The sequence below is a fragment of the Kribbella sp. NPDC003505 genome, assembly GCF_040610875.1.
In the GTDB taxonomy this organism is placed as follows: domain Bacteria; phylum Actinomycetota; class Actinomycetes; order Propionibacteriales; family Kribbellaceae; genus Kribbella.
This window is the reverse complement of sequence record NZ_JBEXNA010000014.1, coordinates 83,161-101,775: the sequence shown is the minus strand read 5'-3', so window position 1 is coordinate 101,775 and position 18,615 is coordinate 83,161. Positions and strand designations below refer to the sequence as shown.

The window sequence follows — 18,615 nt, the reverse complement described above, 5'->3', positions numbered from 1 at the left end:
TGGCGCTCGGCGGCAAGAACGCTCAGTGGGTATATACGTCCTGTCGAGCTGCAGACTCTGCGACGATCGACGGCATGCTGCTCGTACCGGCCGACCCGTTGAACCCGCGACGCGTGGACCCGCACTTCGCCGCCCAGGCCGTCGCTGCCCGCGACCGCGGCATCCCGGTCGCCCGCATCGACCACGACGCCCTCGCCCGCCCGGATGAGGCCGTCGCGGGTGTCCCGCCGGCGGACGACGCCGTGTACCGCGGCTGGATGATGACCGCCACCGAGTACGCCGGGTTCGCCCGCGCGCTCGCGGAGCGTGGCGTCACCCTGCGCACCACCCCCAAGTCCTATCGCGCCGCCCACGAGCTCCCCGGCTGGTACGGCGAACTCCGCGACCTCACGCCCCAGTCCGTCTGGACCGTCGGCGACGACCTCGGAACCGTGGCGCAGCAACTCGGCAACGGACCCGCCGTTCTACGGGACTATGTGAAGTCGATGAAGCACCACTGGAACGAGGCCGCGTACATCCCTGACCTGTCGGACCGGCCCGCCGTCGAACGGGTGGCAAAGCGGTTCCGCGAGCTGCGGGATGACGCGTTCACCGGTGGTTACGTGGTGCGCCGCTTCGAGGAGTTCACTGGCGCCGAAGTACGTACGTGGTGGGTCGACGGCCGGTGCGCGCTGGTGACCCCGCACCCGGACACGCCCGACGAGCTGCCTCCAGGCGTCGAGGTGGAGGCGCTCGCCGGCAGGATCACGCTGCCGTTCGTCACGGTCGACCTGGTCCGCCGGGCGGACGGCGCCTGGCGGGTCGTCGAGCTCGGTGACGGGCAGGTGAGTGACTGGCCGGCCACGTGGGACCCGGCGGCGCTGGTGAATTGCCTGTTCAGGGACAATGGGCGGTGATGACGCTTACCGAGAAGTTGCCGGAGACGACCGAGCCCGACGACCTGTTCGACGCCTTCCAGGGGTGGGTGACGGAGCAGGGGATCTCGTTGTACCCGGCGCAGGAAGAGGCGTTGATCGAGGTGATGACGGGGTCGAACGTGATCCTGTCGACGCCGACCGGGTCCGGGAAGAGCCTGGTGGCGACCGGCGCGCACTTCGCCGCGCTGGCCAACGGGCAGCGGACGTTCTACACCGCGCCGATCAAGGCACTGGTGTCGGAGAAGTTCTTCGCGCTGTGCGACGTGTTCGGGGCGGACAAGGTCGGCATGCTGACCGGTGACGCCGCAGTCAACGCGGGCGCTCCGATCATCTGCTGTACGGCGGAGGTGCTGGCGAACATCGCCCTGCGCGAAGGGGCGGACGCGGACGTCGGCCAGGTGGTGATGGACGAGTTCCACTTCTACTCCGAGCCGGATCGCGGCTGGGCCTGGCAGGTGCCGCTGCTCGAGCTCCCGAAGGCGCAGTTCGTCCTGATGTCCGCGACCCTCGGCGACGTCGAGCGCTTCAAGATCGACCTCTCCCGCCGCACCGCCCGCCCGACCGCGATCGTGGCGTCCGGCGAGCGTCCGGTCCCGCTGATCTACAAGTACGTCACCACCGCCCTGCACGAGACCCTCGAAGAGCTGCTTACCACCCACCAGGCCCCGGTGTACGTCGTGCACTTCACCCAGGCCGCCGCCCTCGAACGCGCCCAGGCGCTGATGAGCATCAACGTCTCCTCGAAGGAGGAAAAGGAGAAGATCAACGAGCTGATCGGGAACTTCCGGTTCAGCAAGGGCTTCGGCCGGACGCTGCAGCGGCTGGTGAAGCACGGCATCGGCGTCCACCACGCCGGCATGCTCCCGAAGTACCGCCGGCTCGTCGAGCAGCTCGCGCAGGCCGGGCTGCTCAAAGTCATCTGCGGCACCGACACCCTCGGCGTCGGCATCAACGTCCCGATCCGCACTGTCGTCCTCACCGCGCTCAGCAAGTACGACGGACGCCGCCAGCGGATCCTCAAGGCGCGCGAGTTCCACCAGATCGCGGGCCGCGCCGGCCGGGCCGGGTACGACACCTCCGGCACCGTCGTGGTGCAGGCGCCGGACCACGTCGTCGAGAACGTGAAGGCCCTCGCGAAGGCCGGTGACGACCCGAAGAAGCAGCGCAAGGTGCAGCGGAAGAAGCCGCCGGAAGGGTTCGTCACCTGGGGCGAGGACACCTTCGACCGGCTGGTCGCGGCCGAGCCCGAGGCGCTCCGGTCGCGGATGCGGGTCAGCCACGCGATGCTGCTGAACGTCATCGCCCGCGACGGCAACGCGTTCGAGAGCATGCGGCGGCTGCTGCGCGACAACCATGAGGACAGCAAGGCGCAGGTCCGGCTGATCCGCCGCGCGATCCAGATCTACCGCACGCTCGTCACCGCGGGCGTCGTGGAGCGCCTCGACGAGCCGGACGAGAACGGCCGGATCCTCCGCCTGACCGTCGACCTGCAGAAGGACTTCAGCCTCAACCAGCCGCTGTCGACGTTCGCGCTCGCGGCGCTGGACCTGCTCGACCCCGGCGACCCGTCGTACGCGCTGGACGTGGTGTCGATCATCGAGGCCACGCTGGAGGACCCTCGGGCCGTGCTCTGGGCGCAGGAGCACCACGCCAGGGGCGAGGCAGTGAACGCGATGAAGGCCCAGGGCATCGAGTACGACGAGCGCATGGAGCTGCTCGAGGACGTCAGCTGGCCGAAGCCGCTCGCGGAGTTGCTCGAGGCAACGTTCGAGATGTACCGGCAGACGCACCCGTGGATCGCGGACACCGGGCTGTCGCCGAAGGCCGTGGTCCGGGACATGTTCGAGCGCGCGATGACGTTCGGCGAGTTCATCGGGTACTACGGGCTGGCCCGCTCCGAAGGCATCGTCCTGCGCTACCTCAGCGACGCGTACAAGGCGCTGCGGCAGACCGTCCCGCCAGACAAGGTGAACGAGGACCTGGCCGACCTGATCGAGTGGCTCGGCGAGGTCGTCCGCCAGACCGACTCCAGCCTGCTCGACGAGTGGGAGGAGCTGACCAACCCGACCGAGGAGGAGGCCGCCGAGCCGACGCCGGCCGGTCCGCGCCGGATCACCTTGAACACCAGGGCTTTCCGGGTCCTGGTCCGCAACGCGATGTTCCGCCGCGTCGAGCTACTCGCCCTGCACCGCTGGGCCGAGCTCGGTCAGCTCGACAGCGAGGCCGGCTGGGACGCCGGCCGCTGGGCCGAAGCCGGTACGGCGTACTACGCCGAGCACGACGTCGTCGGCACCGGTCCGGCCGCCCGCGGTCCCGCGCTGTTCCTGGTCGAGGAGCACCCCGGCTACTGGGAGGTCCAGCAGATCATCGACGACCCGGAGGGCAACCACGACTGGCGCATCACCGCGTCCGTCGACCTCAACGCCTCCGACGAGGCCGGCGAACTCGTCCTGGAAATGGTGTCGTTCAAGCCGTTGTAGGCCACTCCACGTCGACCTCGGTCTCGGCGTCGTAGTCGACCCCCGCGACGTCGAAGCCGTACAGGCGGCGGACTTCGGCGAGGAACCAGTCAGCGTCCGCGACCGCCGCGATGTTGCCGGGCGTTACGGACTCCCACTGGGCGCGGACGGCGGACTGGACCTCGTCGTTGAGTTCCCAGCGGTCGAGGCGGATGCGGCCCTCGTCGTCCAGGTCGAGCGGGGTCTCGCCGGTGAGCTGGTCCCAAAGCGCGATCGACTGCTCGACGGGCGTCTGCAGGCCGGTCACCTTGTGCAGCAGGCTGACGTACAGGCCGATGCCGGGGATCGCCGACGACGCCTGCGTGACGGCGGCGCCGTTCACCGACGTCATCGCGGTCACGCCGTCGGCGGCCAGCTTCAAGGCGGTCTGCTCCAGGTCCGCCTTGGCCGCGCCGATCGAGCCCTGGCGGTAGAGCGGGCCGGTCAGCTCGGAGCCGATGTAGGTGAGGGCGACGGTGTTGAAGCCGGGCTTGAGCAGGTCGCGTTCGCGCAGCGCGGTGATCCAGCGGGTCCAGTCCTCGCCGCCCATCACCTTCACGGTCTGCGCGATCTCCTCGTCGGTCGCGACCTCGATCCCGACCTCCTGCAGCACCGGCGCACCGTCGTCGAACGCGAGGCTCTTGGTGGTGTGCTCGGCGCCGATCGCCTTCAGCACGGACTGGTACGTCTCGCCGGTACGCGGGTCGGTACGCCGCGGCGCCGCGACGCTGTAGACCAGGTGATCGATCCCGCCGAGCTTCGAGGCGATCAGGTCGAGCACCTCGTCCTTCGTGGTGTCCGCGAAGGCGTCGGCATTCACGAAGGTCCACGAGCGACCGAGCTCCTCGGAGAGCGCGGCGGTCTCCGCAGTGCGGTACCAGCCCGCGGTCGCCGTACGACGGGCCGTCGCGGCCTTCTCGAAGCAGATCCCGATCCCGTCGATCCCGTACCGCGCGAGGCCCGCGATCGTCGTCGCCAGCCCGTACCCGGAGCTCGACCCGATCACCAGCGCCGTACGCCGGTCCACGGTCCGCAGCGGGACCTCCGCCGCCATGTCCCGCACGACCCGTGCACACCCCGCCGGGTGCGAGTCGAGAAACAGGAATCCCCGCCCCACCGGCTTCACCACACGCTCAGTCATGGCGATGAGCCTATAAGAGGTCGCGGGGGCCTCTTAGCTCCAGTACATCTCTGCGTCGTCAGGTTCCACGACGACGTCGGCGCCGAGGCGGCGCAGGTTGCCGGCGAAGTCGGTGTAGCCGCGGTGCACGTGGTGCGCGGCGGACACCAGCGTCTCGCCCTCGGCGGCGAGGCCGGCCAGCACCAGCGCGGCCCCGGCGCGGATGTCCGAGGCGACCACGGGTGCGCCCGACAGTCGCGGTACGCCGCGGACCACGGCGTGATGCCCGTCGGTCTGGATCTGGGCGCCCAGACGGGTCAGCTCCTGCGCGAACGTGAACCGGCCCTCGAACAGGTTCTCGGTGACCATGGCGGCACCGTCGCTGATCGCGTTCAGCGCGATCACGAACGCCTGCAGGTCGGTGGCGAACCCGGGGTAGGGGAGCGTGACCACGTCCACCGGCTTCGGCCGGTCGTGCATCCGGACCCGGAAGCCGGGGTTCAGCACGGTGATGTCCGCGCCGGCCCGGTGCAGCTTGTCGAGCGGCAGTTCGAGATGCTCGGCGTGCCCGTTGGCAATCGTCACGTCACCCTTGGTGATCGCGGCCGCGAACGCCCAGCTGCCGGACACGATCCGGTCCGGCACCACCACGTGCTCGACCGGGTTCAGCAGCCCGTCCACGCCGGTGATCTCGATCCGCGGCGAGCCGGCGCCGTCGATCTGCGCGCCCATCTCGACGAGCATCGCCGCGATGTCCTGGATCTCCGGCTCGCGGGCGGCGTTCTCGATGATCGTCGTCCCGCGCGCGAGCACCGCCGCCATCATGATCGTCTCGGTGGCGCCGACGCTCGGGAAGTCCAGCCAGACCTCGGCGCCGTGCAGGCCCTGCGGAGCCTCGGCGATCACGAAGCCGTGCTCGATGTGCACCTTCGCGCCCATCGACTCCAGGCCGGCGACGTGCATGTTCAGGCCACGGGAGCCGATGTTGTCACCGCCCGGCAGCGCGACCTCCGCCTGGCCGCAGCGGGCCAGCAGCGGACCGAGCACCGAGATCGACGCGCGCAGCTTGCGGACCAGGTCGTAGTCGCACTGATGCCCGATGGTGCCCGGTACGGCGATCGTCGCGAGCCGTTGCTCGGCGTCCACCGTCACCTCGCACCCGAGGGTGTCCAGCAGTTGCGCCATGAACGTGACGTCGAGAATGCCCGGCACCTGCCGCAGCGTCGTCGTACCTTCCGCCAGCAGCGCCGCCGCCATCAGCTTGAGCACACTGTTCTTCGCCCCGGCCACCTCGACAGCGCCCTCGAGCCGTGCCTCACCCGCGATCCGAAACCGTTCCACCGGTCGACTGTAGCGTTTGGCCGTCCGAGGCTTTGCGTAGAGTCCTGGCATGGCTGTGAACTTGACGCGGATCTACACCCGCACCGGTGACGCCGGCGAGACCCGTCTCGGCGACAACTCCACGACCTCGAAGACGGACCCGCGACTGGCGGCGTACGGCGAGGTCGACGAGGCGAACTCCGCGATCGGGGTGGCCATCGCGGCCGGGCACCTGAACAGCGCGATCGTCGTGCTGCTGACCCGGATCCAGAACGACCTGTTCGACGTCGGCGCGGACCTGTGCAACCCGATCGCGCCCGACCCGGAGTACCCGCCGCTGCGCATCACGCAGGACTACGTCGACCGGCTCGAGGCCTGGTGCGACGACTACAACTCTCGTTTGACCAAGCTCCGCTCGTTCATCCTGCCCGGCGGCACCGAGGGCGCCGCGTACCTGAACGTCGCGCGCGCGGTCGTCCGCCGCGCCGAGCGCGCCGGCTGGGCCGCCGTCGAAACCCACGGCCCGTCGGTCAACCTGCTCGCGATCACCTATCTGAACCGCCTGTCCGACCTGCTCTTCATCCTCGGCCGGGTCGCCAACCTCTCCTCCGGCGGCGACGTCCTGTGGGTCCCGGGCGGCGAGCGCGACTAGCCGATCTCCCAGCTGAACGGCATCCGCAGGACGCCGGCGGGCGGCAGCCCGAGCGCGCTGTAGAGACCGGTGGTCAGGCCGTCGAGCGTCAACGGCGCCGCGCTGACCGCCAGATCATCGGTCGTCGTCGGCGCCTTCAGCTGACTCAGCAGGTTGCGGTGCGGGACCGACGTCACGGCGATCTCCTCGCGGTCCAGACCGGCCCGGTTGCAGGCGAGGGTGAGCGCGTGCTGGAAACCGCCGAGCTCGTCCACCAGTTTGTGGCTGTGCGCGTCCGCACCGGTCCAGACCCGTCCGCGGGCCAGCGATTCCAGTCGCTCCTCGGGCAGCCCGCGGTCCTGGGCGGCCTTGGCGACGAAGTCCTTGTAGATCCGGTCCAGCGTCTCCTCCAGGCGCGCCCACTGCTCGTCGGTGAACTCTTCCTGGGCCGAGTACATCTGCGCGTTCTCGCCCTCGGACACGGCCTCCCGCGAGATGCCGATCCGCCCCAGCGCGTCGCGGACGACGCCCTTGCCGGTCAGCACGCCGATCGACCCGGTGATCGTGCCCGGCTGGGCCACGATCACGTCGGCCGGCATCGCGACGAAGTACCCGCCGGACGCTGCCACTCCGCCCATCGACGCGATCACCGGACGTCCGGTCGAGCGCAATCGCAGGACCTCGTTGCGGATGGCGTCCGAGGCGACGTACGAACCGCCTGGGCTGTCGACTCGCAGCACGACCGCCTTCACGTGGTCGTTGTCCGCGACAGCGCGCAGCGCGGCGCCGATGGTGTCGGAGCCCGAGCCAGGGCCGCCGAGCGGACTGTTCGAGTTGCGGCCGACCGAGATGCCGCCTGTCACGCGGACCACCGCCACCAGCGGCTTCTGCGGCCAGGGGAGCGCCTTGCGGACGTCTTCGAGGGTCCGCGGACCACGCCGGATATACCGCTCGGCCAGCAGCCGGTTGTCGTACTGGAGCGTCTTCTCGAGCTCGTCGTACACGTCCGAGCGGTAGCCGAGCCGATCGATCAGTCCGGCATCCAGGCCGGCCTGTGCGGCCAGCGGTGCGCTGTCGACGAGCTCCCGGACCCGTGCGGTGTCCAGGCGCCGCCGTACGGCGATGCCCTCGACGATCTGCTCGTACGCCGACTCCGCGAGCCGCGACGCCATCTCGCGGGCCGGCGGGGTCATCTCCCGCTCGGTGAACGTGTCGGCAGCGGTCTTGTACTCACGCCGCTTGCCGAACTGCGGGATCACGCCGGCCTTGTCGAGCGCGCCCCGGACGAAGACGGCCTGCACGGAGACGCCGGTGACGGCCAGGTCGCCGGACGGCTGCAGCCAGATCTCGTCGAAGGCGGTCGCCAGGTAGTACGGCACGGTGCCCTGACCGGACTCGCCGAACGACTCGGTCCACGCGACCGCCGGCTTGCCCGACGTACGGAAATCGGCCACCGCCTCACGTAGCTCCTGCACCTGCGCGAGCGACAGCCGGTGTCCGCCGAGGTGGGCCACGACCCCGACCACACTGTCGTCACGCGCCCCCTTCCGCAGCGCGCCCACCAGCTCGCGCAGAGTCGGCAGGTGCCGCGCCCGGAATGCGGCCACCGGGGAGGCGGGCGGTGTCTCGAGCACACCGCGGGTCAGATCCAGCTCAAGCAGAGTCCCCATACCCCGACCCTAGACCCCTACCAAAGACCGGCTACCGGACAGCGGTGGAGGGCGGGGTCGGCTTGTCGTCGGTCCAGCCGGACTCGAGGACGACGGTGGAGCCGGTCTTCGGCCCGCGGATCGTGGAGCTGAGCAGGCGTCCGCTGGCCGGATCGATGATGTACGTCGCTCCGCTCCAGAACAGGCTGGTCCGCGTGGCACTCGGCTTGACGGCCGTGATGCTCACCTCGGTGCCGGTGCGGCCGATCGGGTCCTTGATGCCGGTGCGGATCCGCGTCCCGGGCAGGGCGGCCAGCACCCGCAGGGCAGCGCCCCGGAGCTTGGGCGGCGACGGCATCTCGAACAGCAGCCGTCCGGCCGCGGCGAACACGACGTAGTCCTGGTCGGCCGGGGTCAGATCCGACCCCGCCGTCTTGGCGAGGACTCTGCGGAGCACCGCGGGGTCTGTCGGCAGCGCAGCGATCTGCTTGGCGCTCAGCGGTTTCTCCCCCAGGAAATAGCCCGGCGGCACGTCGCGGAACGACATCTTGTTCACCACTGGCGCGGTCTTCTCGCCCAGGTTCACCCAGCCGAACCAGGAGGCCACGCCCGGCTTCATCGGCATCCAGCTCTCGGTGATGGTCCGCCGCGCGTACTTGCCGGTGGTCAGCTGCAGGCTCCGCACCCGGAAGTACGTGCCGGACGCCTTCTCGTCCTTCTCCTGCCGGACGGCGACAGCGATCAACACCTCGGCCGCGGTGGCGAGCCGCGGCGCAGTAGTCGTCGTCGGCCCGCTCGGCACGCTCCCGTCGTCCCCATGCCCGAGCAGCAACGCGCCGCCCAGCCCGGCCACGGCCACCAGTGCGGTGGCTGCCGTAACGGCAGTCCCGAGCCAGCCCGTCCGGACTAAGGACATGCGAGGCTTGCGCATCAGCTCCTGCAACCGGCGACGCGCAGCCTCAGCGGACTCGGGCGCCGGCGGCTCCTGCTCCGGAAACGCCTTCCGCAGTACGTCGAACTCGTTCACGACGCGTCCTCCGAAGGATTCGTGACTGCTGCCCGTACCGTCCGGCGGGCCCGTGACAATCGCGAGCACACGGTGCCGTAGGCGATTCCCAGCGCGGCCGCAACCTCGTCGTACGTCAGCTGCCCGAGGGCGACGAGCAACAGGACCTCGCGGTCCTTCGCGTTCAGCTTCGCCAAGGCGGCGGCCAGGTCCCGGGACGCGCCCTGCGCCGTCACCAGGGCCGTCACTCGGTCGTCGTGTGCTCCCGCGGGCAGCGGCGCCGGCAGCTTCGCCGCGGCCCGCCAGGCCCGGACCTCGTCGCGCCGGTGCCGCCGGATCAGGTTGGTCGCGATCCCGTACAGCCACGCCCGGACCGCGCCGCTGTGCCGGTCGAACCGCTCCCGCCGGCGGAACGCGATCAGGAACGTCTCGGCGGCCAGGTCGTCGGCCACATCCGTCCCGAGCCGGCGGGCGACATACGCGTGCACCTGGCCGAAGTACCGGTCGAAGATCACCGCGAACCGCTCCGGCTCGCGCACCGACGCCTCCAGCAGGCGGGCATCGTCGGTGACAGGTACGACATCGCGCCACGCTGGATTCTGGTACGGAAAGGCGACCCCAGCTTCAGACGTCATGGTGGAGTGACGCCTGAGATCGCTCTCAGGTGGACACGCTGTCTCAGGGAGCGTCGAGGAGACCGCGGGCGGCGGCCTCGTCCCGCGGCCAGACGTACACCGTCCAGCCGTCGGTGGTACGGGCCGCGGTCGCCTTGATCCCAAAGGTGCGCAGGCGGCTGACCAGCACGCGGGCCTCGTTGTAGTTCGCCACGGTGCGGATGTCGACGAGCAGGCCGAACGCGTCCCGCTCGGCCGGGCGGTGATCGACGCGGCGGACCAGCGATCCGCCCTTCGCCTTCGAGAACGCCCAGCGGCACAGCAGGACCATCACACCCGCGAGAGCGAGGGCCACGACCGGGAAGAGGAAGTACTGCTCGGCGAACACGGACACCATTGTCGCGCGAAACAAAAGATCGTGAGGCCTTGGCAACCTTCCGTGTCTCCGGGGAGTCTTTACGAACACAAGCGCTGTCACGCGGCCGATGGAACCTCGGGGGCCGCCGGAAGAGCGGAGGGCACGCACATGCTCGAGCCTGACAACGTGGTGCACCTGACCGGGATCCTGGACGTGCGCTCGGTCGGCGACGTCCGTCAAACTCTCAACGACCTGATCGACGCCTCCGACGGCGACGTGATCGTCGACCTGGAGGAGGTCGACGCGGTCGACGCGACCGGTCTGGGCCTGCTCGTCGCGACCCACCGCCGCACCCAGCAGCTCGGCCGCCAACTCGTCCTCTGGCACCCGATGCCGTCGGTGATCCGCATCCTCGCGGTCACCCGCCTGCACCGCGTCCTCAAGGTCGAGCGAACACCCCTGCCCATCAGCGCCTGAATGTGACCCACACCCCTGGTGACGCCAGTCACGAGGAGCGGACTCACAAGGGCACAGAGTCCTACTCTCGGGTACATGGCGACCGACAAGGATCGACCCTGGGTGATGCGGACGTACGCGGGCCACTCGTCCGCGGCGGAGTCCAACGCGCTGTTCCGCCGGAACCTCGCGAAGGGCCAGACCGGGCTGTCGGTCGCGTTCGACCTGCCCACCCAGACCGGGTACGACGCGGACCATCCGCTCGCGAAGGGCGAGGTCGGGAAGGTCGGCGTACCGGTCGCGCATCTCGGCGACGTCCGGGCGCTGTTCGACCAGATCCCGCTGGCGCAGATGAACACCTCGATGACGATCAACGCGACCGCGATGTGGCTGCTCGCGCTCTACCAGGTGGCCGCGCAGGAGCAGGGCGCGTCGCCCGCCGAGCTGACCGGCACCACGCAGAACGACATCGTCAAGGAGTACCTGTCCCGCGGGACCTACGCGTTCCCGCCGGACGCCTCGCTGCGGCTGACCACCGACCTGATCGCGTACACCGTCGCGGACATGCCGAAGTGGAACCCGATCAACATCTGCAGCTACCACCTGCAGGAGGCCGGCGCGACGCCGGTACAGGAGCTCGCCTTCGCGCTGTCCACCGCGATCGCGGTCCTCGACCGGGTCCGCGACGGCGGCCAGGTGCCGCCGGAGCGGTTCGGTGACGTCGTGCAGCGGATCTCGTTCTTCGTGAACGCCGGCGTGCGGTTCATCGAGGAGACGTGCAAGATGCGCGCCTTCGTCCAGCTCTGGGACGAGCTGACCCTGCAGCGGTACGGCGTCACGGACCCGAAGGCCCGCCGGCTGCGGTACGGCGTCCAGGTGAACTCGCTCGGCCTGACCGAGGCGCAGCCGGAGAACAACGTGCAGCGGATCGTGCTCGAGATGCTCGGCGTGACGCTGTCGAAGAACGCGCGGGCGCGCGCCGTCCAGCTGCCGGCGTGGAACGAGGCGCTCGGGCTGCCGCGCCCGTGGGACCAGCAGTGGTCGCTGCGGATGCAGCAGGTGCTGGCCTACGAGTCCGACCTGCTCGAGTACGACGACATCTTCGACGGCTCGCACGTGATCGAGGCGAAGGTGTCGGCGCTGGTCGACGGCGCGCGCGAGGAGATCGACCGGGTGCAGGCGATGGGCGGCGCGGTCGCCGCCGTCGAGAGCGGGTACCTGAAGCAGGCGCTCGTCGCGTCGCACGCCGAACGGCGGCAACGGATCGAGTCCGGTGAACAGGTCGTCGTCGGCGTGAACAAGTTCGAGAACACCGAGCCGTCGCCGCTGACCGCCGACCTGGACACCGCGATCCAGACCGTCGACCCGGCGGCCGAGGCGGCCGCGCTCGAGTCGCTGCGGACCTGGCGCGCCGAGCGGGACGAGGCCGTCGTCGAGACCGCACTGTCGAAGCTGCGCGCGGCCGCCAAGACGACCGACAACCTGATGCCCGTGACACTGGAGTGCGTCCGCGCCGGTGTGACGACCGGGGAGTGGGCCGGGGTTCTGCGGGAGATGTACGGCGAGTACCGCGCACCGACCGGGGTCGCCGGATCCGTCGGCGTGTCCGGCGGCGGCGCCGAGATCGCCGCGGTCCGGGACAAGGTGGCCGCGACGTCGGCGGAGCTGGGTGGCCGGCTCCGGCTGCTGGTCGGCAAGCCCGGACTCGATGGTCACTCCAACGGTGCCGAACAGGTCGCGGTCCGGGCGCGCGACGTCGGTTTCGAGGTCATCTACCAGGGCATCCGCCTGACGCCGGAGCAGATCGTCGCCGCCGCGGTCGCCGAGGACGTGCACTGCGTCGGCCTCTCGATCCTGTCCGGCTCGCACATGGAGCTGGTCCCGCAGGTCGTCGACGGTCTTCGCGAGGCGGGTCTGGAGGACGTCCCGGTCGTCGTCGGCGGCATCGTCCCCGACGCCGACGCCAAGGCGCTGCGCGCGGCCGGGGTGGCCGCCGTCTACACCCCGAAGGACTACGACCTCACCGGCATGATGTCCGACGTGGTCGACGTGATCCGGCACGCCGGCAAGCTGTAGGACTTCCGCAGTTCCGTAACGCCGTCGATGACTACTCGTTGTGAGTGAGTCCGATACGGGGCTGACAGGAAGTTGCGCCATGCGCCGTGGTCACGCGGAGAATCTGGTCGGTGAGCTGTACGACGAGCTGGTCTACGTCGCCTACCAGGCCACGCCAGTCCGGCTGGGCCGGCATCGGCGGGTGCTCGTCGCACACGCCGTCGTGCAGCGGTTGCCGCGCCGTCGCGAGCGATCTGTCGCGCAGCTTCCGGCGGAGCTGTTCAGCCTTGTCGTCAAGGCCGCGCTGAGCGCGGGCGAGAGCCGGCAGCGGGTGCGGATCCGCGGCCTGCGGTTCTTCCCGATGACCGACGCGCCCGAGCCTCTGCAGCTGGAGGAGACGCTGCACCGCGTGCCGCCGGAGGTGCGGGTGGCGTGGGCGCTTCGGCAGCGTGCCGGCTTCGACGACGACGCCGTACGCCGGATCCTCGGCGCGGCCGGTGTCGCCGACACGACCGCCGTCCTGTCGGCTGCCGGTCACATCGCGTTGCCGCCGGACCAGCTGTTCGATCCGTGTGCCGTCAAGCTGGCGCCGGAGTGGAACCGGTCGCGATCGCGGCTTGTGCCGGCGCTGCCGCTGGTGCTGATCGCGACCTGTCTGGCAGCCTGGGCCGTGCTGCACGACCCGGCCGATGTCGCGACCAGCCGCGCCACCGGGTCGAGCGTCCAGTCGCAGACCGTCGCCGCCGGATTCAAGGCTGCGCCGGCGAATCTGTGGCGGCGTACGTCGAAGCTCGACTTCGGCGCGTGGTCACCGCGCGGAGAGCTTGCCCGGGACGCTCAGGTCCAGAGCCGGGTCTGGCAGTTCTGGCAGCAGGGCAAGCAGGTGACCACGGCGACGGGCACGTCACCGCTGGCTCCGGCCGAGCCGCCGGCCTTGCTGTACGCCGGGCGGGTGGCCGGCGCGGTTGTGGTCGTCGTGTACGACGGCACGCGGATCGGGCGCTACACCGAGTCCGGCGGAGCGCGGAGTCTGCGCCTGGATCGGGTGGACTCCGCGGACCTGATGACGTCGGCCGCGATCGCCGTCAGCCGTACGCCGCAGGGCACGCGCTACGTGCTGGCGCCCTGGATCGCCGCGGCCGCCGTCCGCGATCTCGCCGCACCCGCAGGAGTCTCGCGTCCGTTGGAGGTCGACGCCGGCCTGACCGCCGCGGTCCCGGGCGGCAGCGCCGGCTGCCGCAGCCGCTTCGTCCTCGAGTTGCGCAGCTCACCCGCCGTCGCCGAGAAGCACGCGTTCGTGCTGGCCGACCTCGGCGACCTGATTCCCGCGCATCTGACCTACATGCCGCTGCCCGGCGACGGCACCGCACGGTCTCCGCGGGAGGTGCTGAGCGCCGAGGCGCGGAGCTCGTGGGCGTTGCACGCCTGCTCCCTCGACGGCTGGCACGATGCGGGCACCCGGCTGATCAACAACTGGGCGTTCGCCGAGCAGCAGCTGCCGACCGGCGGGACGGCGCGGTGGTCGTGCCTTCGCGTCGACGCCTGGTCCGGTCAGGGGCTGGCAACCGTCCGCCTCGAACCGCCGTCCGGTCCAGCTGTTCCGGTGGGCACCGCTGCCGGCACCAGTGCGTGCAGCCGCTTCTCGCAGAACATCGCGGCCGCGACTGTGTGGCGGGCTCCGACCCGGCAGAGCTACGTCCTGGCCGCGGGCAGCCGTCACGTCACCGGTCTGGTGCTCCGCACGAACCGTGGCCGACGGGTGATCACCACACCCGTTGCCGCGCCGCTCGTGCCGGGCACCATCGTCACCGGTCTGCAGGCGCGCCTCGCCAACGGCAAGACCTTCGAGGGCCTGACCGGACCTGCCGGCGGGCGGAGCGGCGCGGGAAGCCGCTGACCGAAGCCCGGGAACGCCTCCGGATTCCGGCCGCGGCGTGGTAGAAGAAGTGCATGAGTGCGAACACCCGGCAACTGTCGAACGGAACTGAGATCCCGGTGCTCGGCCTCGGGGTCTGGCAGGTGGACGACGGCGCGGAGTGCGAGCGTGCCGTGACGTGGGCGCTCGAGGCCGGCTACCGGCTGATCGACACCGCGCAGGCCTACCGCAACGAGACCAGCGTCGGGAAGGCGATCCGGGACAGCGGCATCCCGCGCGAGGAGATCTTCCTGACGACGAAGTTCTACCCGGGCGGCAAGGATGCGCGGGTCGAGGCGGAGAAGAGTCTCGAGCGGCTCGGCACCGACTACCTCGACCTGTACCTGATCCACTGGCCGCAGGGCGGGCCGACGTGGGCCTGGCCGGCCATGGAGGCCGCGGTCGACGCCGGGCTCACCAAGGGCATCGGCATCTCGAACTTCAGCGCCGCCGAGCTGGCCGAGCTGACCGAGATCGCCCGCATCCAGCCGGTTGCGAACCAGGTCCTGTTCAGCCCGTTCGAGTACCGCAAGGGGCTTGTCGAGGCGTGCGAGGAGGCGGGCGTCGTAGTGCAGGCGTACAGCCCGCTCGGCACCGGCCGGCACCTCGACGACCCAGTGATCGCGCGGATCGCCACGGCGACCGGCCGGACACCGGCGCAGGTCCTGATCCGCTGGGCGATCCAGAAGGGCCTCTCGGTCATCCCGAAGTCCATCCACCAGGACCGGATCGTCGAGAACTTCGACGTCTTCGGCTTCGAGCTGGACGACGCGCAGGTCGCCGACCTGGACGCCCTGGACACCACGCATCTGACGGCGGACGCCTTGGCGCAGAGCGGCAAGTGGTGGTCCTGACCCCATGATCCAGGAGGTGCTGCGGGAGCCCGCGAAGGCAGCGATCTTCCTCGTGCTCGACGTACGTCCTGGATCCGAGAGCGTTGCGCGGGACGTGCTGGCCGACCTCGCCGGCCTGACCCGCTCGGTCGGTTTCCGGGTGCCGGACGACCAGCTCAGCTGCCTGGCCGGCATCGGCGCCTCTCTCTGGCACCGGCTGTACCGCCAACCGCTGCCGCGCGGCCTGCATCCGTTCCGGAGCGTGTCCGGCGCCAAGCACACCGCCCCGGCGACCCACGGCGATCTGCTGTTCCACCTGCGCGCCCGGAGCCTCGATCTGTGCTTCGAGCTCGCCCGCCAGGTGATGGCCCGGCTGGCCGGGCACGTCAACCTCCGCGACGAAGTGCACGGGTTCAAGTACTTCGACCAGCGCGACCTGCTCGGCTTCGTCGACGGCACCGAGAACCCGTCCGGCGCGGAAGCGGTCGCCGCGGTCACGATCGGCGCCGAGGACCCGGCGTACGCGGGCGGCAGCTACGTGATCGTGCAGAAGTACCTGCACGACCTCGACGCGTGGCAGGCGCTGCCGGTCGCGGAGCAGGAGCGGGTGATCGGCCGGTCGAAACTCGCCGACATCGAGCTCTCCGACCAGCCCGCGAACTCGCACGTCGCGGTCACCACGATCGTCGACCCGGACGGCGCCGAGCGGCAGATCGTCCGCGAGAACATGGCCTTCGGCGCACCCGGAGCCGCCGAGTTCGGCACCTATTTCATCGGGTACGCCGGGACCCCGGACGTGATCGAGCGGATGCTGCGCCGGATGTTCGCCGGCGAGCCGCCCGGCAACCACGACCGGATCCTGGACTTCTCGACCGCGGTCACCGGCAGCCTGTTCTTCGTGCCGACCGCCGCGTTCCTCGCCGGCGACCAGCCGGCCACCACCAGCGCGGACGGCTCGCTGGGCATCGGCAGTCTGAAAGGGAGTCACGCATGACCAACAACCTGCACCGCGAGCTCGCCCCGGTCTCGGACGCCGCGTGGGGCGAGATCGAACAGGAGGCCCGGCGGACCTTCACCCGCGACATCGCCGGCCGCCGCGTGGTCGACCTCGTCGGCCCGGCCGGGCCGGGCCTGTCCTCGGTCGGCACCGGGCACACCGAACCGGTCGAGGCGCCGGGCGAGGGCGTGCTCGCGCTCCGCCGGACCGCGCAGCCGATCATCGAGCTGCGGGTTCCGTTCACCGTCTCCCGGCAGGCGGTCGACGACGTCGAGCGCGGCGCGAAGGACTCCGACTGGCAGCCGGTGAAGGACGCCGCGAAGCAGATCGCGTACGCCGAGGACCACCTGGTCTTCCACGGCTCCGGCGCGGCCGGGATCACCGGCCTCGCCCCGAGCTCGTCGAACCCGGTCCTCAGCCTCCCGTCCGACCCCCGCGAGCTGCCGGACACCGTCGCCCAGGCCCTGCGCGCGTTGCGCCTGGCCGGGGTGAGCGGTCCGTACAGCCTGCTGCTGTCCGCCGACACGTACACCGCGGTCGCGGAGACCACCGACCACGGCTACCCGATCCGCGAGCACCTCGCCCGGCTGATCGGCGACGGCGAGATCATCTGGGCGCCGGCGCTCGAGGGCGCGCTGCTGGTGTCGACGCGCGGCGGCGACTACGAGCTGCACCTCGGTCAGGACCTCTCGATCGGGCACCTCTCGCACGACGCCGACACGGTCCAGCTGTACCTGCAGGAGTCGCTGACGTTCCTGGCCCTCACCGCTGAGTCGAGCGTCGTGGTCCGTTAGTTCGGCCCGTAGTTCCAGAAATACCCCTGGCGGCAGGTCTTCGGGTCCGGGTGCGGGTTGTCGCTCTGCCAGACGGTGAGCTTGCCGTTCGGGTCGAGGTAGCACGCCCTGCTGAGCGCCGCGACCTCGCCGTCGGTCCCTGGGCTGGTGTACACGAGCTTGCCCGTCGCGTCGTACCCGCGGACGACGTACACGCGGCGGGTCGAGTCGACGTGCGGGCCGCGGACCCGGACGTAGGGCACCGCGGTGTAGAAGAAGCCGTTCCGCAGCACCGCCTCGACCGGCTCCTGATTGCCGACGGCAACGGTGATGCGCTTGATGTGCGCGGCGTACGCGCCGGCGCCGATCATCCGAGGCTCGACCGCGCGGTACAGGTCCTGGTTGTCGCCCTGCGGCAAGGACTGCTTGACGTTGCCCTCGGCGTCCAGCCCGCAGGTGATCCACAGGCCGAACTCCCGGACGATCACCCAGGACGTCGTGTACGCGCCCGCCGGAGGGTTCGTGAAGCGGAACCCGTCGAGGACCTGGTAGCGCACCGACTCCGGGGAGCGCTTCGGGAGCTGGAGACGCTGCGCGCAGAGCTTCGCGAACCGCGTCTTGTCGGCGTCGTTCAGCGGCGCCACCGCCTGCGGCGGCTGGGTCGCGGGAGCTTGCCCGTTGTCACGGCGCAGCGCCGGTACGCCGAACGCGAGGCCGGCCGTCACGGCGAGCACGGCCGCCGCGGCGAGCAGCGGTACGACGCGGCCGCGCGGCTTGCGGGCCGCCTCGTGCGCGACGATCGCGGTCAGCTCGGCGCGCTGGCGAGCGCGGGTTTCCGGGCGCAGGTCGGGAGGAGAGGTGATCATGCCGGTGACTCCGTCGGAGAGAGAAGATTGAGTTCGCGCAGGTGCTTGCGGGCCCGCGACAGCCGGGACTTGACCGTGCCGAGCGGTACGTCGAGGGCGACCGCGGCGGCCTGCTGGTCGAGACCGGCCCAGATGCAGAGTTCGACGATCTCGCGCTCGTGCTTCGGGAGCCGCCGCAGCAACTCCCGGGCCTGCTGGACCCGGCGGTCGTCGTCGAGCCGGCCGGCGACGTCGTCGGCGTGGTCCCGGACGTCGTGGACGAGCACGTGCGCCGCCGCGAGCGCCCGGCGGTACCGGAGCTTCGCGCGCCACTCGTTCCGGACGGTGTAGTCGGCGGTGCGCAGCAGCCAGGGGAGTGCCGAGTCACGGTCGAGGACCACGTCCGCGCGCCGCCGCCACGCGTGCAGGAACACCGTGGAGGTGAGGTCCTCGGCATCGCTCCACGAGCCGGTCCGCCGGTACAGGAATCCGTAGATCGCCTGCGCGTGCCGGTCGTACAGCTGCCCGAACGCCTCGGAATCGCCCTCCGCCGCGCGGTCCCACAGCCATCCGTCGGACGCCGTCACCGGCCCGTCGTCCACTAGGTAAACCCCCATCGACCCTCCGT

General features: G+C 70.6%; 17 protein-coding genes. 9 read left to right on the top strand and 8 right to left on the bottom strand.

All coding sequences use genetic code 11. From position 1 onward, the window contains the following. The first annotated feature begins 74 nt into the window (after window positions 1-74). Both ABZX12_RS36490 and ABZX12_RS36485 read left to right on the top strand, forming a co-directional pair. Complete coding sequence (locus tag ABZX12_RS36490) at window positions 75-896, top strand: ATP-grasp domain-containing protein (RefSeq protein WP_355700020.1); 822 nt, start codon at window positions 75-77, stop codon at window positions 894-896. After that, the gene (locus tag ABZX12_RS36485; protein WP_355700019.1) at window positions 896-3,397 is read left to right on the top strand and encodes a DUF3516 domain-containing protein; all 2,502 of its coding nucleotides are present in this window, start codon (window positions 896-898) and stop codon (window positions 3,395-3,397) included. The genes ABZX12_RS36490 and ABZX12_RS36485 overlap by 1 nt, the downstream gene beginning before the upstream one ends. Here ABZX12_RS36485 and fabV read toward each other — a convergent pair. Both fabV and murA read right to left on the bottom strand, forming a co-directional pair. Next, window positions 3,384-4,556: an enoyl-[acyl-carrier-protein] reductase FabV gene (fabV, locus tag ABZX12_RS36480; RefSeq protein ID WP_355700018.1), complete on the bottom strand. Its 1,173-nt coding sequence runs from the start codon at window positions 4,554-4,556 to the stop codon at window positions 3,384-3,386. The genes ABZX12_RS36485 and fabV overlap by 14 nt on opposite strands. A gap of 33 nt (window positions 4,557-4,589) precedes the next feature. Beyond that, window positions 4,590-5,876, bottom strand: a complete 1,287-nt coding sequence (murA, locus tag ABZX12_RS36475) for a UDP-N-acetylglucosamine 1-carboxyvinyltransferase (protein WP_355700017.1) — start codon at window positions 5,874-5,876, stop codon at window positions 4,590-4,592. Between the two features lie 49 nt (window positions 5,877-5,925). On the opposite strand from murA, the gene ABZX12_RS36470 reads away from it, so the two are divergent. Beyond that, a complete protein-coding gene (locus ABZX12_RS36470; protein ID WP_355700016.1) occupies window positions 5,926-6,507 on the top strand; it encodes a cob(I)yrinic acid a,c-diamide adenosyltransferase in 582 nt (193 codons plus the stop codon). Here ABZX12_RS36470 and sppA read toward each other — a convergent pair. The 4 genes from sppA to ABZX12_RS36450 are packed head-to-tail and all read right to left on the bottom strand — an operon-like array spanning window position 6,504 to window position 10,152. Continuing rightward, a complete protein-coding gene (gene sppA, locus ABZX12_RS36465) occupies window positions 6,504-8,156 on the bottom strand; it encodes a signal peptide peptidase SppA (RefSeq protein WP_355700015.1) in 1,653 nt (550 codons plus the stop codon). The two genes, ABZX12_RS36470 and sppA, sit on opposite strands and share 4 nt — an antisense overlap. A gap of 31 nt (window positions 8,157-8,187) precedes the next feature. Beyond that, window positions 8,188-9,162 (bottom strand): CU044_5270 family protein, encoded by a 975-nt coding sequence (locus ABZX12_RS36460; RefSeq protein WP_355700014.1) that lies wholly within the window; start codon window positions 9,160-9,162, stop codon window positions 8,188-8,190. Next, window positions 9,159-9,776: an RNA polymerase sigma factor gene (locus ABZX12_RS36455; RefSeq protein WP_355700013.1), complete on the bottom strand. Its 618-nt coding sequence runs from the start codon at window positions 9,774-9,776 to the stop codon at window positions 9,159-9,161. Before ABZX12_RS36455 ends, ABZX12_RS36460 begins: the two co-directional genes overlap by 4 nt. 43 nt (window positions 9,777-9,819) lie before the next feature. Beyond that, window positions 9,820-10,152, bottom strand: coding sequence for a hypothetical protein (locus ABZX12_RS36450; protein ID WP_355700186.1), 333 nt, complete (start codon window positions 10,150-10,152; stop codon window positions 9,820-9,822). Window positions 10,153-10,281: 129 nt separating this feature from the next. Here ABZX12_RS36450 and ABZX12_RS36445 point away from each other — a divergent pair, with 129 nt between their 5' ends. From ABZX12_RS36445 to ABZX12_RS36420, 6 genes are all read left to right on the top strand, one after another. Continuing rightward, a complete protein-coding gene (locus ABZX12_RS36445) occupies window positions 10,282-10,590 on the top strand; it encodes an STAS domain-containing protein (RefSeq protein WP_355700012.1) in 309 nt (102 codons plus the stop codon). Window positions 10,591-10,665: 75 nt separating this feature from the next. Continuing rightward, window positions 10,666-12,645, top strand: coding sequence for a protein meaA (locus ABZX12_RS36440; RefSeq protein WP_355700011.1), 1,980 nt, complete (start codon window positions 10,666-10,668; stop codon window positions 12,643-12,645). Between the two features lie 79 nt (window positions 12,646-12,724). Continuing rightward, the gene (locus tag ABZX12_RS36435; RefSeq protein ID WP_355700010.1) at window positions 12,725-14,521 is read left to right on the top strand and encodes a hypothetical protein; all 1,797 of its coding nucleotides are present in this window, start codon (window positions 12,725-12,727) and stop codon (window positions 14,519-14,521) included. Between the two features lie 53 nt (window positions 14,522-14,574). Then, window positions 14,575-15,393, top strand: a complete 819-nt coding sequence (locus tag ABZX12_RS36430) for an aldo/keto reductase (RefSeq protein ID WP_355700009.1) — start codon at window positions 14,575-14,577, stop codon at window positions 15,391-15,393. Between the two features lie 4 nt (window positions 15,394-15,397). Beyond that, window positions 15,398-16,366, top strand: a complete 969-nt coding sequence (locus ABZX12_RS36425) for a Dyp-type peroxidase (protein ID WP_355700008.1) — start codon at window positions 15,398-15,400, stop codon at window positions 16,364-16,366. After that, window positions 16,363-17,163: a family 1 encapsulin nanocompartment shell protein gene (locus ABZX12_RS36420; RefSeq protein WP_355700007.1), complete on the top strand. Its 801-nt coding sequence runs from the start codon at window positions 16,363-16,365 to the stop codon at window positions 17,161-17,163. The genes ABZX12_RS36425 and ABZX12_RS36420 overlap by 4 nt, the downstream gene beginning before the upstream one ends. On the opposite strand, the gene ABZX12_RS36415 is transcribed toward ABZX12_RS36420, so the two are convergent. Together ABZX12_RS36415 and ABZX12_RS36410 are read right to left on the bottom strand one after the other, a co-directional pair. After that, window positions 17,160-18,008 carry a hypothetical protein gene (locus ABZX12_RS36415; RefSeq protein WP_355700006.1) on the bottom strand — a complete coding sequence of 283 codons (849 nt, stop codon included), beginning with the start codon at window positions 18,006-18,008 and terminating at the stop codon, window positions 17,160-17,162. The genes ABZX12_RS36420 and ABZX12_RS36415 overlap by 4 nt on opposite strands. Further along, window positions 18,005-18,604 carry a sigma-70 family RNA polymerase sigma factor gene (locus ABZX12_RS36410; protein WP_355700005.1) on the bottom strand — a complete coding sequence of 200 codons (600 nt, stop codon included), beginning with the start codon at window positions 18,602-18,604 and terminating at the stop codon, window positions 18,005-18,007. The genes ABZX12_RS36415 and ABZX12_RS36410 overlap by 4 nt, the downstream gene beginning before the upstream one ends. Between the last annotated feature and the right edge of the window lie 11 nt (window positions 18,605-18,615).

Excerpts from the sequence above, each read along its gene's own strand:
- ABZX12_RS36445 (WP_355700012.1), top strand. The coding sequence starts at position 10,282 with ATGCTCGAGCCTGACAACGTGGTGCACCTGACCGGGATCCTGGACGTG.
- ABZX12_RS36410 (WP_355700005.1), bottom strand. The coding sequence starts at position 18,604 with ATGGGGGTTTACCTAGTGGACGACGGGCCGGTGACGGCGTCCGACGGA.
- ABZX12_RS36420 (WP_355700007.1), top strand. The coding sequence starts at position 16,363 with ATGACCAACAACCTGCACCGCGAGCTCGCCCCGGTCTCGGACGCCGCG.
- ABZX12_RS36425 (WP_355700008.1), top strand. The coding sequence starts at position 15,398 with ATGATCCAGGAGGTGCTGCGGGAGCCCGCGAAGGCAGCGATCTTCCTC.
- ABZX12_RS36430 (WP_355700009.1), top strand. The coding sequence starts at position 14,575 with ATGAGTGCGAACACCCGGCAACTGTCGAACGGAACTGAGATCCCGGTG.
- sppA (WP_355700015.1), bottom strand. The coding sequence starts at position 8,156 with ATGGGGACTCTGCTTGAGCTGGATCTGACCCGCGGTGTGCTCGAGACA.
- ABZX12_RS36485 (WP_355700019.1), top strand. The coding sequence starts at position 896 with ATGACGCTTACCGAGAAGTTGCCGGAGACGACCGAGCCCGACGACCTG.
- ABZX12_RS36455 (WP_355700013.1), bottom strand. The coding sequence starts at position 9,776 with ATGACGTCTGAAGCTGGGGTCGCCTTTCCGTACCAGAATCCAGCGTGG.
- ABZX12_RS36440 (WP_355700011.1), top strand. The coding sequence starts at position 10,666 with ATGGCGACCGACAAGGATCGACCCTGGGTGATGCGGACGTACGCGGGC.
- ABZX12_RS36415 (WP_355700006.1), bottom strand. The coding sequence starts at position 18,008 with ATGATCACCTCTCCTCCCGACCTGCGCCCGGAAACCCGCGCTCGCCAG.
- fabV (WP_355700018.1), bottom strand. The coding sequence starts at position 4,556 with ATGACTGAGCGTGTGGTGAAGCCGGTGGGGCGGGGATTCCTGTTTCTC.
- ABZX12_RS36470 (WP_355700016.1), top strand. The coding sequence starts at position 5,926 with ATGGCTGTGAACTTGACGCGGATCTACACCCGCACCGGTGACGCCGGC.
- ABZX12_RS36435 (WP_355700010.1), top strand. The coding sequence starts at position 12,725 with ATGCGCCGTGGTCACGCGGAGAATCTGGTCGGTGAGCTGTACGACGAG.
- ABZX12_RS36450 (WP_355700186.1), bottom strand. The coding sequence starts at position 10,152 with ATGGTGTCCGTGTTCGCCGAGCAGTACTTCCTCTTCCCGGTCGTGGCC.
- ABZX12_RS36490 (WP_355700020.1), top strand. The coding sequence starts at position 75 with ATGCTGCTCGTACCGGCCGACCCGTTGAACCCGCGACGCGTGGACCCG.